General features: G+C 63.0%; 15 protein-coding genes. 11 read left to right on the plus strand and 4 right to left on the minus strand.

Going from position 1 to position 16,074, the window contains the following annotated elements:
* Positions 1-25 precede the first annotated feature (25 nt).
* The 11 genes from VV088_RS03895 to addA all read left to right on the plus strand — a co-directional run bounded on the left by VV088_RS03895 (position 26) and on the right by addA (position 12,285).
* On the plus strand, positions 26-472 hold the full coding sequence (locus VV088_RS03895; protein ID WP_334599477.1) for a DUF6985 domain-containing protein: 447 nt from the start codon (positions 26-28) through the stop codon (positions 470-472).
* Positions 473-661: 189 nt separating this feature from the next.
* Positions 662-1,057 carry a hypothetical protein gene (locus tag VV088_RS03900; RefSeq protein ID WP_334599478.1) on the plus strand — a complete coding sequence of 132 codons (396 nt, stop codon included), beginning with the start codon at positions 662-664 and terminating at the stop codon, positions 1,055-1,057.
* A gap of 39 nt (positions 1,058-1,096) precedes the next feature.
* Positions 1,097-1,225, plus strand: coding sequence for a hypothetical protein (locus VV088_RS03905; RefSeq protein ID WP_334599479.1), 129 nt, complete (start codon positions 1,097-1,099; stop codon positions 1,223-1,225).
* Positions 1,226-1,281: 56 nt separating this feature from the next.
* The gene (gene guaB, locus VV088_RS03910) at positions 1,282-2,757 is read left to right on the plus strand and encodes an IMP dehydrogenase (protein ID WP_334599480.1); all 1,476 of its coding nucleotides are present in this window, start codon (positions 1,282-1,284) and stop codon (positions 2,755-2,757) included.
* Positions 2,758-2,838: 81 nt separating this feature from the next.
* Positions 2,839-3,987: a DUF4317 domain-containing protein gene (locus VV088_RS03915; RefSeq protein WP_334599481.1), complete on the plus strand. Its 1,149-nt coding sequence runs from the start codon at positions 2,839-2,841 to the stop codon at positions 3,985-3,987.
* 21 nt (positions 3,988-4,008) lie between these two features.
* A complete protein-coding gene (locus VV088_RS03920) occupies positions 4,009-5,184 on the plus strand; it encodes a PD-(D/E)XK nuclease family protein (RefSeq protein ID WP_334599482.1) in 1,176 nt (391 codons plus the stop codon).
* A 1,094-nt stretch (positions 5,185-6,278) separates the two neighbouring features.
* The gene (locus VV088_RS03925; protein WP_334600459.1) at positions 6,279-7,367 is read left to right on the plus strand and encodes a PD-(D/E)XK nuclease family protein; all 1,089 of its coding nucleotides are present in this window, start codon (positions 6,279-6,281) and stop codon (positions 7,365-7,367) included.
* Positions 7,368-7,423: 56 nt separating this feature from the next.
* A complete protein-coding gene (locus tag VV088_RS03930) occupies positions 7,424-8,257 on the plus strand; it encodes a pyridoxamine kinase (protein WP_334599483.1) in 834 nt (277 codons plus the stop codon).
* A 40-nt stretch (positions 8,258-8,297) separates the two neighbouring features.
* Positions 8,298-8,429, plus strand: a complete 132-nt coding sequence (locus VV088_RS03935; protein ID WP_334599484.1) for a hypothetical protein — start codon at positions 8,298-8,300, stop codon at positions 8,427-8,429.
* Complete coding sequence (locus VV088_RS03940; RefSeq protein WP_334599485.1) at positions 8,422-8,568, plus strand: hypothetical protein; 147 nt, start codon at positions 8,422-8,424, stop codon at positions 8,566-8,568. Before VV088_RS03935 ends, VV088_RS03940 begins: the two co-directional genes overlap by 8 nt.
* Positions 8,569-8,676: 108 nt before the next feature.
* Positions 8,677-12,285 (plus strand): helicase-exonuclease AddAB subunit AddA, encoded by a 3,609-nt coding sequence (addA, locus tag VV088_RS03945; RefSeq protein WP_334599486.1) that lies wholly within the window; start codon positions 8,677-8,679, stop codon positions 12,283-12,285.
* Positions 12,286-12,312: 27 nt separating this feature from the next.
* Here the strand turns inward: addA and VV088_RS03950 are convergent, their stop codons facing one another.
* From VV088_RS03950 to VV088_RS03965, 4 genes are read right to left on the minus strand one after another with little or no spacing between them, the layout of a single operon-like run.
* Positions 12,313-12,546 (minus strand): YlmC/YmxH family sporulation protein, encoded by a 234-nt coding sequence (locus VV088_RS03950; RefSeq protein WP_334599487.1) that lies wholly within the window; start codon positions 12,544-12,546, stop codon positions 12,313-12,315.
* Between the two features lie 54 nt (positions 12,547-12,600).
* On the minus strand, positions 12,601-14,133 hold the full coding sequence (locus tag VV088_RS03955) for a glycine betaine ABC transporter substrate-binding protein (protein WP_334599488.1): 1,533 nt from the start codon (positions 14,131-14,133) through the stop codon (positions 12,601-12,603).
* The gene (locus tag VV088_RS03960) at positions 14,130-14,762 is read right to left on the minus strand and encodes an ABC transporter permease (RefSeq protein WP_334599489.1); all 633 of its coding nucleotides are present in this window, start codon (positions 14,760-14,762) and stop codon (positions 14,130-14,132) included. Before VV088_RS03960 ends, VV088_RS03955 begins: the two co-directional genes overlap by 4 nt.
* A gap of 4 nt (positions 14,763-14,766) precedes the next feature.
* A complete protein-coding gene (locus tag VV088_RS03965) occupies positions 14,767-15,879 on the minus strand; it encodes a betaine/proline/choline family ABC transporter ATP-binding protein (RefSeq protein ID WP_334599490.1) in 1,113 nt (370 codons plus the stop codon).
* Positions 15,880-16,074 lie beyond the last annotated feature (195 nt).

Genomic DNA, 16,074 nt, shown 5'->3' on the forward strand with positions numbered 1-16,074 from the left:
AATAAAAATAAGGAGGAACAGTTTTATGATTCGTTGGTTGCACCAGGAAGATGGAGAGGGACGCTTTAACAGTAAATTTTTCCGCAATGATGAAAAAGAGGATGAACTGATTGTTTACGCAAACAGCGACAGCCCTGACTTTGAAGAATGTGCCGAAACATGTGTCGAGGCATTTAATAACCTTCCTGAGTCTATGATCAATGAAATTTGCAAAAGACTTATCAGCTGTGCCAAGGAGGATGGCGGCATAAATGAAGAATTTGAATTACCTGCGCTTGACGATGTTCTTGATGTACTGGATTATTGTTGGTTTATGGCGTTATATGTGGATATGGGGAGCAAAGAGGATGACATAGCCTATGCTGTTGAGGGTGAAGGAGATTGGGGCGAGAATATTGGGTTTGTCATAAACGATGGCCGTGTCGTTTATGTTGGCGCTGATTATTTGGATCACATGAGAAACCCATATTGAAATTCCAGTTTATGGATTCTCCTTTGGCAAACTTCCGCTGCCTGGCCAAGGGCAGATCGGCTACCTGGCCGGGTGCCGCCCCGGCGAGGTGCTCACCATCCAGACCAGCGGCCTGGGGGGACAGCCGCTTTGAATCCGCCCTGTTTTTCGGGGAGACGCCGGTTTAATAAGTGCTTTTGGAGGAATTTTATGAAAATCAAAAATAAGAAACAGTATCAGATTATAATCAGCATAACCGCTTGGATTTTTTGCGCGGTATCGTCAAGCTTTGGCTATAGCTTTGTGAATGACATGCCCTGGTCCTTCCGAACCAGATTTTTGGTTGGTCTTGTGTTGATGATGGCTCCGGTCTCGTTATCTTGGTTGATTTTTGAACTGTTCCGGAAAGAAAATAGGAAACAGTATCAGATTACAATCAGCATAACCACTTGGATTTTTTGCGCGGTATCGTCAAGCTTTGGCTATGGCTTTTTGAACGACATGCCCTGGTCCTTCCAAACCAGATTTTTGGTTGGCCTCGTGTTGATAATGGCTCCGGTCTTGGTATTTTGGGTGATTTTGGAACTGTTCCGGAAAGCGAAATAGTTGGCTCACAGGATATATTCTGATTTGGAGGAAACCAACATGCAGGAAGCGGTACTGAAAATCAAAGCAATCGGCCCGCCGCCGGAGGGGTTTGAGAACATCAGTGCGCCCGGTGAGGAGGGGGTTCCTTTCGAATCACAGTTAGCCTCCGGCAAACTTCTGCCTTGACAAGCCCTGAAACGCAAGGTACAATAGGTAAAATATCGAAAAGGAGACGTGGAATTATGGTGAATCAAGATGCCGCCCAGAAGTTTGTGAAGCAGGGCCTGACCTTTGACGACGTACTGCTCATCCCGGCGGCCAGCGACGTGCTGCCCGCCGATATCGACCTGAAAACCCGGCTGACCAAGAAGATCAAGCTGAACATCCCCCTCATGAGCGCGGCCATGGACACGGTGACCGAATACCGCATGGCCATCGCCATCGCCCGGGAGGGCGGCATCGGCATCATCCATAAAAATATGTCCATCAGCCAGCAGGCGGAGCAGGTGGATATGGTGAAGCGGTCGGAGAACGGCGTGATCACCAACCCCTTCTGGCTGGCTCCCGGCCACACCCTGGCCGAGGCCGACGAGCTGATGGCCAAATTCCGCATCTCCGGCGTACCCATCTGTGACGGCGGCAAGCTGATCGGCATCATCACCAACCGGGACATGAAGTTTGAGACGGATATGACCGTCCTCATCGACCACGTGATGACCAAGGAAAACTTGGTCACTGCCCCCGAGGGTACCACCCTGGCCCAGGCCAAGGAGATCCTCCGCCAGCACAAGATCGAGAAGCTGCCCATCGTGGACGAGGAGGGCCGCCTGAAGGGCCTGATCACCATCAAGGATATCGAGAAGGCGGAGGTCTATCCCAACTCCGCCCGGGACGACAAGGGCCGTCTTCTGGTGGGCGCCGCCATCGGGGCCACCTCCGACGTGCTGGACCGGGTGGCCGCCCTGACCGACGCGGGGGCGGACGTGCTCACCCTGGACTCCGCCCACGGCCATACCCAGAACGTACTGGAGACCGTCAAGCGCATCAAGGCGCTCTATCCGGATGTCCAGCTGATTGCTGGCAATGTGGCCACCGCCGGCGGCTGCAAGGCTCTGATCGAGGCGGGAGCCGACTGCGTGAAGATCGGCATCGGCCCCGGCTCCATCTGTACTACCCGTGTGGTGGCCGGCATCGGCGTCCCCCAGATCACCGCCATCTACGACGCCGCTCGGGTGGCTGCGGAGTACGGGGTCCCCATCATTGCCGACGGCGGCGTGAAGTTCTCCGGTGACATTGCTAAGGCTCTGGCCGCCGGAGGGGATGTGGTCATGCTGGGCTCTCTGCTGGCCGGGTGCGAGGAGTCCCCCGGCGATACCGAGATTTTCCAGGGCCGCCAGTTCAAGGTCTACCGGGGTATGGGCTCCCTGGCCGCCATGAACAAGGGTTCCAAGGACCGGTACTTCCAGGAGTCCAACAAGAAGCTGGTCCCCGAGGGGGTGGAGGGCCGCGTCCCCTACAAGGGAGGGGTGGGCGAGACCATCTACCAGCTCATGGGCGGCCTGCGGGCCGGTATGGGCTACACTGGCTGCCACAACATCGGTGAGCTGCACTCCAAGGCTCAGTTTATGCAGATCACCGCCGCTGGCCTGAAGGAGTCCCATCCCCACGATATCTACATCACCAAAGAGGCGCCCAACTACACGATCAGCCCCAACTGATCCAAACACCAGCCCGAGGCGATGGGCCATTGCCTCGGGCTGTTTTATTCCAACTTGAACATCAGGAACAGGAGAACAACTATGAACCAAAAAGAAGTCAGCGAGCTCCGCCGCAGATGGCGGCTGGAGAAAAATGCCGTCAGCCATATCTATGGCTGCTTTGTCAACGCCAACAAGGAGATCATAGCCGACCTGGACGAGTCCCTGGGCATGATGACCCAGGAGGAGGGGGAGCAGTACATGAGCCTGCTGAAAAAGACCCTGTCCGGAGGGCTGGGAAAGAACCTGATCGATATTGTCTTTTCCACCCAGCAGGTTATGGACAGCCCGGAGCACCGCCAGCTGATGGAGCTGCGCTCCAGCAGGCTGAAGGACGGGCAGCTTCGCCGGCAGTTTTACCAGACTGTGACCGACAGCCTGGACATGGGCGGCAGCGGCTATCTGCTGCTGCTGGCCTGCGACTCCTATGATGTGCCCCGCCGGGGCCGGGACGGCGAGGAGCAGCAGGACGCCTCGGAGGAGGTGTTTACCTACCTGCTCTGCGGGATCTGTCCGCTGAAGCTGGGCAAGCCGGAGCTGAATTACTACCCTGGGGACAACGAGTTTCACTGTGCTGTCAGCCAGACGGTGGCTCCGCCGGAGCTGGGCTTCCTGTTCCCGGCCTTCGACGACCGGACGGCTAACATCTATAACGCCCTGTTCTATGCCCGGAAGGCGGACGAGCTGCACCAGGAGTTCATCGACGCCGTCTTCCGCACAGAGCCCCCCATGTCCGCCGGGGAGCAGCGGGAGACCTTCCAGAGCGCCCTGGCCGAGTCGCTGGAGGACGGCTTCAATGTGGAAATTGTCCAGGCCGTCCATGAGCAGCTGACCGACCGGATTCTCCGGCACAAGGAGAGCAAGGACCCGGAGCCGCTGGCCCTGACCGCCCGGGATGTGGGGAGCATCCTCCAGGACTGCGGCGTGACTCAGGAGCGGGTGGAGGACTTTCGGAAGCGGTGCGATGAGCAGTTTGGCGCGGACGCGGCCCTGAGTCCCGCCAATCTCATTGACGCCGGCCGCTTTCAGCTGAAAACTGCGCAGGCGGTGGTGTCCGTCGCACCGGAGAACTGCTATTTGGTAGAGACCCGGATCATCAACGGCAGAAAGTACATCCTGGTCCCGGCGGAGGAGGACGTGGAGGTCAATGGCCTGGCGGTCCGCTTCACGGCGGATCAAGAGCCGCAGTAACATTGAAAAGGAGGCGCGCCCATGTTCAAGCTGCTATTGGGCCGGGCGGGGTCCGGCAAGACCACCGCAGTGCTGGACCGGATGTGCCGGGCGGGGCGGGAGCGGCCCCAGGTGCTGCTGGTGCCAGAGCAGCAGTCCCATGAGACAGAGCGGGCCCTGTGCGCCGCCGGCGGACCCCAGGCCAGTCTGTACGCCGAGGTGCTGTCCTTCAGCCGCCTGTCCAGCCGCATCTTCCAGATGGCGGGGGGGCTGGGCGTGGAGGAGCTGGAGCCCGGCGGCCGGCTGCTGCTGATGTACCGGGCGGTGCAGAACGCCTCCCCTAAGCTGACGGTGTACAGCCGGCCCTCCAGGCGGCCCTCGTTTCTGACCGCCCTGCTGGCCACAGCGGACGAGCTGAAGAGCTGCTGCGTGTCCCCCGAGCTGCTGATCCGGGCGGGGGAGGAGGCCCCCGGCCCCGAGGGGGACAAGCTGCGGGATCTGGGGTTGATTTTCGGGGAGTACGAGGCCCTCACCGCCCAAACTGCTCTGGACCCCAGGGACCGGCTCACCCGTGCGGCGGAGAAGCTGCGCTCCTGCGGCTGGGCCAGAGGGAAGGACCTGTGGCTGGACGGCTTTACCGACTTCACCCCCCAGCAGGGGGAGCTGCTGCGGCTGCTGATGGTCCAGTCGGAGTCCATGACCGTCACCCTCACCTGCGACCATCTGGAGGAGGACGAGGGGGGGACCGGCATTTTTTCGCCCGCCCGGCGCACCGCCAACACTCTGCTGCGGCTGGCAAAGGAGGAGCGGGTCCCCTGCGAGGTGGAGCGCCTGGCCCCGTCAGCCACAGGCAAGGCGGAGCCGCTGGTCCATCTGGAGGGGACCCTCTTTGCGGAGGAGACCCCCGCGCCCGTCCCCTGCGGCGGGGCGGTGGAGCTGTTTCAGGCCGCCTCCCCCCGGAGCGAGGTGGAGTGGACCGCCGCCCGCATCCTGCAGCTGGTCCGGGAGGAGAACCTCCGGTTCCGGGACATCGGTGTGGCGGCCCGGAGCTATGGGACCTATCAGGACCTGGTGGAATCCGTTTTCGGGCGGTACGGCGTGCCGGTGTTTTCCTCCGCCATGACGGACATTTTGGAAAAGCCGGTGCTGGCCCTGGTCACCGCCGCTCTGGACATCACAGCGGGGGATACCGCTACGATGACGTCTTCCGCTATCTGAAGACCGGCCTGACCGATCTGCCCCAGGAGGAGATCGACCTGCTGGAGAATTACGTCCTGAAGTGGGACATCAAGGGCAGCCGCTGGACTCAGGGGAAGGACTGGACCTGGCATCCCAAGGGCTATGGTCTGAAGTGGAAGCGGGAGGACAAGGCCCTGCTGGCCCGGGTGGACCAGGCCCGGAGGCAGGTGGCCGCTCCGCTGGAGACCCTGCGGAAGAACAAGGATAAGACCGGGCGGGGGCAGGCGGTCTGTTTGTACACCTTTTTGGAGGAAATCGGCCTGCCCGAGCGCCTGGAGGAGCGGGTTGACCTGCTGGCCCGGCGGGGACAGCCCGCCTTGGCGGAGGAGTACCGCCAGCTGTGGGACATTCTGTGCGGCGGCCTGGAGCAGTGCGCCCGGCTGCTGGACGCCTCCCCCATGGAGCTGGAGGAGTTTGCCCTGCTGTTCCGGCTGGTGCTGTCCCAGTACGATGTGGGTACCATCCCCGTCTCGCTGGACCGGGTGACGGCGGGGGAGACCACCCGTCAGACCGGTCACCGGGTGAAGGTGCTCTTCCTGCTGGGGGCGGACGACGCCTCCCTGCCCCAGGTAGGGACGGCCCCCGGCCTGCTGTCTGACGACGACCGGGCTCTGCTTGCGGGCTGCGGCCTGGAGCTGGCCCAGTCCCAGCGGGATCTGCTCTACCGGGAGATGACCACCGTCTATCAGATCTGCGCCCGGCCCAGCCAAAGGCTTGCCGTCACCTGGCCGGCCCAGGGACCGGGCGGTGAGGAGCGGCGTCCCAGCTTTCTGGTGGGCCGCCTTCGGCTGCTGTTTTCTGATTTGAAGCCAGTGCGGGAGGAGGAGCTGAACGGTTCCTTCCGTCTGGCGGCTCCTCTGCCCGCCCTGGAGCAAGCGGGGCGGGATCAGGCCGCCCGCCGGGCGCTGGAGCAGCTGCCCGGCTTCGAGGACCAGGTGGCCCGTCTGGACCGGGCCGCTGTCTGGGAGCGGGGCCGGCTGTCCCGGCAGGCGGTGGACCGGCTGTATGGCAAGCGGGTGTCGATGTCCGCCTCCCGGATGGACAAGTATAAATCCTGCCATTTCTCCTACTTCATGCGCTACGGACTGGCGGCGGAGCCCCGCAAGCCCGCGGGATTCACTGCGCCGGAGTATGGCACCTTCGTCCACTACGTGCTGGAGCAGGTCCTTCAGGACCGCATGTTTGGCAAGGGCGCCCCCCGCCCGGAGGGGGAGGAGGCGCTGGCCGCGTGGAAGAAGAAGCTGCGCCGCCTGACCAAGCAGGCGGTGGACCGCTATGTGGCCCAGGAGCTGGGGGGACTGGAGGGCCAGACCCCCCGATTCAAGTACCTGTTCCGCCGTTTGCTCCGGTCGGTCCAGGCGGTGGTGGACAATGTGGCGGAGGAGCTGCTCTGCTCCGAATTCAAGCCTATCTCCTTTGAGCTGGGCTTTGGGACAGGGGAGGAGGGCGCGCTGCCGCCGGTGGAGCTGACCTGCAGCGGCGTGACCATCAGCGTCACCGGCTTTGTGGACCGGGTGGACGGCTGGGAGGAGAACGGCCGCCTCCACCTGCGGGTGGTGGACTACAAGACGGGCCGGAAGACCTTTGACCTCACCGAGGTGTGGAACGGCCTGGGGCTGCAGATGCTGCTCTACCTGTTCACGCTGGAGAAAACGGGCCAGGCGCTTTACGGCCTGCCGGTGGAGGGGGATGGCGTGCTCTACCTCCCGGCCCGGGAGGCGGTGGTCCGGGGCAGCCGCACCATCAGCGACGAGGATCTGCAGAAACAGGTGGACCGGGAGCTGACCCGCCGGGGCCTGCTGGTAAACGATCCCAAGGTGCTGGACGCTATGGAGGCGAGGGGCGGGGAGGGCTATCGCTTCCTGCCTCTGAAGGTGAGCAGCGCCGGCAGGGAGGTCACCGGAGAGGCGCTGGCCTCCGCCGAGCAGCTGGGCAAGCTGGGCAAGCACGTCCAGCGGGTGCTGGAGGACATCTGCCAGGAGCTGGCCGGGGGCAGCATCGCCGCCGATCCCTTCTGGCGCGGCCCGGAGAAAAACGCCTGCCGCTACTGCGACTACGCCGCCGCCTGCCACTTCGAGCCGGGCCGCGGCGGCGACTGCAGGCGCTGGCTGTCCAGCGTGAGTGCGGAGGAATTCTGGGAACAGGTGGGGAAAGAACCGTGACAAATGAGCACCGGCGGCTCAATATTCTTCAATAAGGGAGTAAAAGAGGTAAAAATATGGTAAACAGCAAAAATATTCTCATTATCGGAGATATGCCCGGATATGGGAAGATCGGGATGGCGGCTGTGCTGCCCATTCTGTCCAACATGGGGCACAGCGTGTACAATCTGCCCACCGCGCTGGTGTCCAACAACTTCGACTACGGAACATTTGCCCTGATGGACACGACCCAGTACATCGGGGAGACCATTCAGGCCTGGCAGTCGCTGGGGTTCCAGTTCGACTGCATCACCACCGGCTTTCTGGCCTCGGCGGACCAGGCGGAGCTGCTCCAGTCCTTTATCCGCAGCCAGCGCAGGGAGGGCCTGCTGGTGGTCACCGACCCCATCATGGGGGACGGCGGCAAGCTGTACAACGGCTCTACCCAGGAGACGGTGGACAATATGCGCCGCTTTATCGGGGCGTCGGACGTGATCGTCCCCAATCTGACGGAGGCGGAATTCCTCACCGGCCTGTACCTGGGCCGGGCGCGGCTGACGAAGGGGGAGGCGCGCCAGCTGCTGGACGGCCTGCGCGCCTGCGGCCCCCGGTCGGTGGTGGTCACCAGCGGCCGGGAGGAGGAGTCTGGCCGCCATGTGGTGTGGGGCTTTGACCACCGGACAGAGGAATATTTCACCGTGCCCTACCGGTTTATCAAGGCCCACTTCCCCGGCACCGGCGATATTTTCACCTCTCTGCTGACCGGACAGCTGGTCAAGGACAGTACCCTGCCCCAGGCGGTCGGGAAGGCGGTCGAGCTGCTGGAGCGGCTGATCTTTATGGAGCAGGATGTGGCCGAGCGGAACAACGGCATCCGCATCGAACAATACCTCAGTGTGCTGACAGAGTGAGTCCCTTTTGGAACTCATACAGCGCAGGGAACGATAGAACATGAGCACACACCCGGCTGACGGCGCTGCCGCTGGCGCTGTCTCTGGCCCTGCTGCTGACGTCCTGCGGCGGCGGCGCGTCGGCCACATCCATGCACCTGCGGAAAACGGAGGGGACGGTGGACGTGTCTGACGGCGAGGGCAAGGAGGTTGCGGACGATGAGGACTTGACGAAAATCGTTTTGGATACGACCGAAATCAATATAGCCGCGTACAATATCCATACAGACATATACAAAGACAGCGGCGGCAGCCGTGAACCCGCAGAATGATTTGAGGAGATACACAGTCAATTCAGCACAGTAAAGCTTTTGGCGCATAGCCCTGATGGCAAGACCTTGGTGCTTGATGCTGGGTAAAGGATAAAGGAGGCGACAGCGATGCCCTTTCCACTGACAGAGGAACAGCGAAACATCGTAGACGACCGGGGCGGCGAGCTGCTGGTGTCGGCGGCGGCGGGGTCGGGGAAGACCCGGGTGCTGGTGGAGCGGCTGCTGGACCGGGTAACCAAGGAGGGGATCGACATCGACCGCTTCCTGGTCATTACATACACCAAGGCGGCGGCTGCGGAGCTGCGGGGCCGCATTGCCCAGGAGCTGTCCGACCGGCTGGCGGCCAGCCCCAACGACCGCCACCTCCGCCGTCAGACCACCCTGGTCTACCGGGCGCAGATCTCCACCATCCACGCCTTCTGCGCCGCCCTGCTCCGGGAGAACGGCCATCTGCTGGACCTGGACCCGGACTTCCGCCTGTGCGACGAGGGGGAGAGCCGGGTGATCATGGCCCAGGTGCTGGAGGAGGTGCTGGACCGGCGCTACGAGGACCTGGCTGAGGACAGCCCCTTTGCGCTGCTGGTGGACACCCTGTCCGCCGGGCGGGATGACAGCCGTCTGGTCCAGATCGCGGCGGACGTCTTTGGCCGGGTGCAGAGCCATCCGGACCCCGCCCGCTGGCTGGAGGAGCAGAAGGAGCTGTGGAGGCTGCAGGATATCTCCGACCTGACCGAGACCCCCTGGGGCGCGCCCCTGCTGGAGGACGCCAAGCGCCAGATGCGCGCCTGCCGGGACCGGCTCCGTCAGGCCCTGGAGCTGGCTCAGTCAGACGAACTGCTGAAGATGAATTACGGCCCCACCCTCTCCGCCTCGCTGGACGCCCTGGAGGAGCTTTTTCGGGAGACAACCTGGGACGGCGTCTGCGCCCGCCTGCCCATCCCGTTCCCCGCCGCCGGGCGGAAGCGGAAGCGGACGGTCACACTCAGCCCCATGGAGGAGGAGCGGGCCGCCCAGGCCGGGGAGCGCATGAAGGCCATCCGCACCCGGTGCAAAAAGACGCTGGACAAGCTGGCGGTCCCCTTCGCCGGAAACACCGCCGCTCAGGTGGAGGAGCTGTCCCTTTCCGCGCCTGTGGTGGAGGCGCTGATGGATCTGGTGCTGGATTTCCAGACCGCCTTTTCCCGGGAAAAGGCCAAGCGGGGCCTGCTGGATTTCTCGGATCTGGAGCATTGCTCCGTCCGGCTGCTCACCAACGGGGAGGGGGGTCCCTCCGAGCTGGCCCAGTACTGGGGCGCCCGGTACGACGAGGTGCTGGTGGATGAGTATCAGGATACCAACCAGGTGCAGAACGCCATTTTCCAGGCCATCTCGTCCAACGGACGGCGGCTGTTTCAGGTGGGGGATGTGAAGCAGTCCATCTACCGGTTCCGCCTGGCCGACCCCACCATCTTTTTAGACAAGTATCGCCGCTTTTCCAGCGGGGAGGAGGCGGAGGAGGGACAGCCGCGCAAGCGGGTGCTGTCACAAAATTTCCGCTCCCGTCCCCAGGTGCTGGAGGGATGCAACGACCTGTTTCGCAGCATTATGTCAACTGAATTCGGGGAGCTGGACTATACGCAGGATCAGGCCCTGGCGCCGGGCAAGTCCTTTCTGGAGGAGGAGCGGTCCGGCGGCCCCGATCCCTACGCACTGGAGCTGAATGTCCTCGATCTGTCGTTTCTGGGGGACCAGGAGGGGGAGAAGGAGGATAAAAATCTGTTGGAGGCCCGCTTGGCCGCCCGGCGCATCCGGGCGCTGCTGGACCGCCCTCTGCTCATTGAGGAGGGGGACGGCCTGCGGCCTCTGCGGCCCTCCGACGTGATGATCCTTCTGCGCAGCCCCGGTCCGGTGCTCCACCACTACCTGCGGGCGCTCAACGAGGCGGGGGTTCCCTGGACCGCCGACGGCGGTGAAAATTTCTTTCAGACCACCGAGGTCAATACCGCCTTGGCCATCCTCCAGATCGTGGACAATCCCCGGCAGGACGTGCCCCTCATCGCCGCCCTGCGCTCCCCGGTGTACGGCTTTTCCGGGGACAAGCTGGCCCTTCTCCGGGCGGACAGCGGCGGCGATTTTTACAGCGCCCTGGTCCATGCCGCCGAACAGGGCGATGGGGAGTGCCAGGACGTTTTGGAACGCCTGGAGACGCTGCGCTTCGGTGCGGGAGACCGCACCTGCCGCCAGCTGATCTGGCACATCTTTGAGCAGACCAATCTGCTGGGGATTTTCGGAGCCATGGAGGGGGGCGGGGAGCGGCAGAGCAATTTGCTGTCCCTCTATGCGCTGGCCGGCCAGTTGGAGGACAGCGGCTGCCGCACACTGTTCCAATTCCTCCTGCGGCTGGAGCGGCTGAAAAGCACCGGCTCCCGCCTGGGGAACTCCTCGGGCGCAGGCCGGGAGGGGGAGGGGGTGTCCATCCTGTCCATCCACCGGTCGAAGGGGTTGGAGAAGCCGGTGGTGCTGGTGTGCGGCCTGACCCGCCGCCTCAACCGGGACGACCTGATGCGTCCAGTGCTCTTCCACCCCAAGCTGGGGGTGGGCCCGCGGGGCCTGGACCGGGAGCGGATGGTGGAGTACCCCACGCTGGCCCGTCAGGCGGTGGCCCGCCAGCTGGAACGGGAGATGATGGCGGAGGAGCTGCGCCTGCTCTATGTGGCCATGACCAGAGCCCGGGAGAAGCTGATTCTCACCACGGTCCTGTCCGAGGGCGCAGACGGGCTGAAGCGGCTGGGGGAGGACCTGCCGGTCTCCCCTCTGGCTCTGGAGCAGCAGCAGAGCGTGGGGGCCTGGGTGCTTCTCTACGCCCTCACCCGCCCCGAGGGGCAGACCCTCCGGGCGCAGGCCGGACTGCCCGAGGCGTCGGAGCCATCTGCCGGTCCCGCCTGGGACATCCGGTGGGTGGATGGCGGGTCTCTGAACGAAGTGCAGAAAGTGGAGGGCCGCTATACCAGCCTTCCCCAGATGGAGGCCGCCGGGCTGGATCTGGCGGATCAGTTGGCCTGGACCTACCCCCATCGGGGGGCGGCGGACCTGCCCTCCAAACTGACCGCCACCCAGATCAAGGGCCGCGCCCAGGACCAGGAGGCGGCGGAGCATGCGGCTCCCCCCTCCCGCCAGGGACAGCCCATTACCCGGCCCAATTTTATCGCGGAGGAGAAGGGGCTTACCCCCGCCCAAAGAGGCACCGCCCTTCATCTGGCCATGCAGTATCTGTCCCTGGACGGCGGCGGCAGCCTGGCGTCGGTGACGGAGGAGCTGGACAGCCTGACCGAGGCGGGCTTTCTCACCAGGCTCCAGCGCGAGGCCGTTGAACCGGAGCGCCTGTCCGCCTTTTTGACCAGCCCCTTGGGCCGGTCCATGGCGGCGGCAGGGGCCAAATGCCGCCGGGAGTTCAAGTTCTCCGTCCTGGACTCCGCGCTGAACTACTTCCCAGAGGGAAAGGGGGAGGAGGTCCTGCTCCAGGGGGTCATCGACGCCTGGTTCGAGGGGGCGGACGGCTCCATCACCGTAGTGGACTTCAAAAGCGACCGCATCCGTCCCGGCGGGGAGCGGGCCCGGGCCGAGGAGTACCGCGCCCAGCTCAACGCCTATAGCCTGGCTCTGTCCGCTATCCTGGGCAAGCCCGTCAGCCGGCAGGTGCTGTGGTTCTTTGCAACGGATTCGGCGTTCGAGCTGTAAAAAAGCCGCCCGGCTGGGCGGCTTTTTCTACCTCTCGATCAAAATAATGTCCTCTCCGAACCGCTTGACGGCTCCCCAGGGGATGACCTTGTCCTCCTCCCGGCCCAGCAGGCCGAAGAAGCGGCGGCGGCCGGGGACCACCAGCGCCCGGACCTGACCGGTTTCCAGGTCCACCTCCATGTCGCCTACGTATCCATACCGGCTGCCGTCCTCCACGCTGATGACCTCTTTGTACCGCAGCTCCGCGATCCTGGTTTCCATGCGCACTCCCCCTGCATTGTTCGTTATCTCAGGGTATGAGAGGAAGGGGCTGTCCTATGCGGTCAACAGTCCTTTGGAGACCAGGAATTCCCGGGCCACCTCGGCCACGGCCCGGCCGTCCACGTCCACAGCGTAGGTCAGCTCCACCATGTCCTCGCTGCTTACCTGACCGGTGAGCAGCTCCAGCACCTGCTCCAGATTGGGGGCCACGTCGTAGAAGTCCTGGAACAGGTCCTCCCGGACCAGGAAGGCGCCGTAGTATTCGGGGAAGAAGCCCAGGTCGTCCTCCAGGATGGTGAGGCCCGCCCGCTTGTTCAGGCCGTCGGTGGCGTAGACCACCATCACGTCAAAGGCGCCGCCTTCCACAGCGTTGTATTTGAGCACCACGTCCACCGGCTTGGAGGAGCGGAAGTTCAGCCCGTAAAAGTCCACGAAGGGCTGATACTTCATGCTGCCTTCTTCGGTGTAAAATTCGTGCTCCGCGCCAAAGTCCAGCTCCCCGGCGATGGGGATCAGGTCGGAGATCGTTTCTGCGCCGTACCGGTCTATAACAGACTGGGTCACGCCGATGGAGTAGGTGTTGTTCAGCCCCACCTTGCCCAGCAGCCGCAGGCCCTCCCGCTGGCTGACGGCCTCATTGACGAAGTCATACAGGCTGACGCCCTCGGGAATGTCGCTGGTGTCCAGACCAAGGAAGGTGGTGAGCACCGTTCCGTCATAGCTGAACATCAGATCGCAGCTGGGATCGCTCCCCTTTAACTCATTGTGGTTGTTGACCTGGGTCATCTGGTCCAGAATGACCACTTCCAGGCCGGTTTTGTCCTCCACCAGCTGCTCTACCATGCTGTGCATCAGCTTGACCTCCGAGTAGTCCCCGTCGTAGAGGGTGAGCTGTCCGGAGGTGTTGGTGGGCAGGAGCATGGACCCCACCAGAGCGATACCGGCGAGGGCCAGGACGCCTCCTCCGGCGGCCTTCGCCGGGAGGGGGAGCTTCTTGTGCCGGGCGCCGGACAGCCGCCGCTCCACCCAGCCGAGGCCCACATCCAGCACCAGGGCCATGCCCATGAGGACGGCGGTGCCCAAGGCGATCATGCCCATGTTCCGCTGGCGGATGGCGGTGTAAAACAGTCCGCCCAGTCCGCCGCCGCCCACGAAGGAGGCGAAGACAGCGGTGCCGATGGCGTTGACCGCCGCGATGCGGATGCCGGTGACCAGCATGGGAGTGGCCAGAGGAACGTCCACATGGAACAGGCGGTAGGGTTTGCTCATCCCCATGCCGGCGGCGGCCTCCTTCAGGTGGTCCGGCACCTGGAACAGGCCCAGGGAGCAGTTCCGGGCAATGGGCAGCAGGGAGTAGAGGGCCAGGCCCAGCATGGCGGTGGGGGAGCCCGGCCCGGCGATGACCATGATCACGCCCAGAAGGGCCAGGGCGGGGATGGTCTGGATCAGGTCCACGACCCACAGCAGGGCCTTTCCCGCTCTGGGAAACAAATAGGCCAGCAGTCCCAGAGGCACTCCGGCGGCGATGGCCAGGATCAGGGCGGACAGCACCAGGGACAGATGGTCCCAAATCATAGAAATACTCATTTCCCGGCCCTGCCTTTCCGCAGGCCCTGGGGAACCACCCGCTTCTGAAGGGCGTCCACCAGCCCGCCCAGCGCCAAAGCGAGAATGGCGGCGGGGATGGCGCCCTGAAGGATCAGCGCGTTGTTGTTGGAGCTGACCCCTTTATAGACGAAATCGCCCAGGCCGCCCTGGCCGATCATGGCGGCCAGCACCGCCCAGCTGACCGTATACACGGTGGATAGCCGCAGCCCGCCGATGATGGTGGGCATGGCTAATGGAAGCTCCACCTGGACCAGGCGCTGGAGGTGGTTCATGCCGCAGCCCCGGGCGGCCTCCTTATACTGGGCGTCCACGCCGTTGAGGCCGGCCACCGTATTTTTCAGCACCGGGAACATGGCGTAAATGGATAGCGCGATGATGACGGTGGCGGGGGTCATGCCGATGAGGATGACCAGCACACCGATGAAGACGATGCCGGGCACCGTATTCAAAATGGACAGCAGAGGGATCAGATAATTGGCCAGGGTGGGCAGCCGGGACAGCCCGATGCCCAGCGCCAGTCCCAGCACAAAGCCGGCGGCCACGCAGACCAGAGTGTATCCGGTATGGACGGCGGCGGCGCGGAGGATGGAAAGCAGCAGTTCGCTCATACCATCACCCCCAAAGCTGTTCCGCCATGGCGGAGGCCATGCTGGTCTTGGTGACGATGCCGGCCACCGTTTCGTCCTCCTTGAGGACCACCAGATAGGGGAAGCCGCTGGAGATCAGCTGCTCAAAGCACTCCTTGGCGTTGTCTCCCACGTGGACCACGGGTGTGGTGCACCGCACCAGCGGTCCGATGGTTTTTACCACATGTCCCGTCAGGCGGATGTCAGCGATGGACACCGTGCCCTGATAGCGGCGCTCCTGGTCCACCACCAGCAGGGTGTCCACGTTGTGGTGCTGCATCCGGCTGACGCACTCGTTGACCCCCCGGTTTTCCTTGACGGTGATGATGCCGGTGCGCATGAATTGGTCCACCGTCAGGCTGGCGGGGTCGGGGCCGGTCTGGTGTTTGCCCAAAAATTCCTTAATCTGGTCGGTGGCGGGGGTTTCCAGCATCTCCTCCGGAGGGGCGATCTGGACGATTTCCCCCTGGTTCATGAAGATGATGACGTCGGCCAGGTCCAGGGCCTCCTCCATGTCGTGGGTGACGAAGATGATGGTCTTGTTCAGCTTCTGCTGAAGGGTCTTCACCTCCAGCTGGAGGGAGCGGCGGGTCATGGGGTCCAGGGCGCTGAAGGGTTCATCCATCAGGACCACCGGGGGAGAGGCGGCCAGCGCCCGTAGGATGCCGATACGCTGCTGCTGGCCTCCAGACATCTCTCCAGGATACTTGTGGGCGTACCGATCGTAGGGCATGTCGACCATGTCCAGCAGGTCGTGAACGATCTGGCTGCATTTGTCCTTGGGCCATTTCAGCAGCTTGGGCACCACGCAGATGTTTTGGGCCACCGTCATGTTGGGAAACAGACCGATCTGCTGGATGACGTAGCCTGTGTGCCGCCGCAGCTCGTAGCGGTCCACTGAGGCGATGTCGCGGCCATTTAAGTAGATATGACCGCTGTCCGGCTGGATCAAACGGTTGATCATCTTCAGGGTGGTGGTCTTGCCGCATCCGGAGGGGCCGATGAAGACGGCGAACTGCCCCTCCTGGATCTCGAAGGAAATATCCTTCAGAATGGTTTGGCTTCCGTAAGCCAAGTTTACATGATCGAATCTGAGCAAAGCTACCTCCTTTTCCGGGGCGCGCCGCGCCGGTTTTCCAGACACATCCATTCAAATAGTAAAAAAAGAGGGCCGAATTGGACCGGCCCGAGAAATCATATCCGAAGATGTGGCCAAATGGAAAGGTCTGGCATATTGACTAAATATAGTATAGCCGATTTTGCCATTTTTGTCAAATGAAGAAACTGTAAATTC

The sequence above is a fragment of the Lawsonibacter sp. JLR.KK007 genome, assembly GCF_036941135.1.
In the GTDB taxonomy this organism is placed as follows: Bacteria; Bacillota; Clostridia; order Oscillospirales; family Oscillospiraceae; genus Lawsonibacter.

Excerpts from the sequence above, each read along its gene's own strand:
- VV088_RS03895 (WP_334599477.1), top strand. The coding sequence starts at position 26 with ATGATTCGTTGGTTGCACCAGGAAGATGGAGAGGGACGCTTTAACAGT.
- VV088_RS03900 (WP_334599478.1), top strand. The coding sequence starts at position 662 with ATGAAAATCAAAAATAAGAAACAGTATCAGATTATAATCAGCATAACC.
- VV088_RS03905 (WP_334599479.1), top strand. The coding sequence starts at position 1,097 with ATGCAGGAAGCGGTACTGAAAATCAAAGCAATCGGCCCGCCGCCGGAG.
- guaB (WP_334599480.1), top strand. The coding sequence starts at position 1,282 with ATGGTGAATCAAGATGCCGCCCAGAAGTTTGTGAAGCAGGGCCTGACC.
- VV088_RS03915 (WP_334599481.1), top strand. The coding sequence starts at position 2,839 with ATGAACCAAAAAGAAGTCAGCGAGCTCCGCCGCAGATGGCGGCTGGAG.
- VV088_RS03920 (WP_334599482.1), top strand. The coding sequence starts at position 4,009 with ATGTTCAAGCTGCTATTGGGCCGGGCGGGGTCCGGCAAGACCACCGCA.
- VV088_RS03925 (WP_334600459.1), top strand. The coding sequence starts at position 6,279 with ATGCGCTACGGACTGGCGGCGGAGCCCCGCAAGCCCGCGGGATTCACT.
- VV088_RS03930 (WP_334599483.1), top strand. The coding sequence starts at position 7,424 with ATGGTAAACAGCAAAAATATTCTCATTATCGGAGATATGCCCGGATAT.
- VV088_RS03935 (WP_334599484.1), top strand. The coding sequence starts at position 8,298 with ATGAGCACACACCCGGCTGACGGCGCTGCCGCTGGCGCTGTCTCTGGC.
- addA (WP_334599486.1), top strand. The coding sequence starts at position 8,677 with ATGCCCTTTCCACTGACAGAGGAACAGCGAAACATCGTAGACGACCGG.
- VV088_RS03950 (WP_334599487.1), bottom strand. The coding sequence starts at position 12,546 with ATGGAAACCAGGATCGCGGAGCTGCGGTACAAAGAGGTCATCAGCGTG.
- VV088_RS03955 (WP_334599488.1), bottom strand. The coding sequence starts at position 14,133 with ATGAGTATTTCTATGATTTGGGACCATCTGTCCCTGGTGCTGTCCGCC.
- VV088_RS03960 (WP_334599489.1), bottom strand. The coding sequence starts at position 14,762 with ATGAGCGAACTGCTGCTTTCCATCCTCCGCGCCGCCGCCGTCCATACC.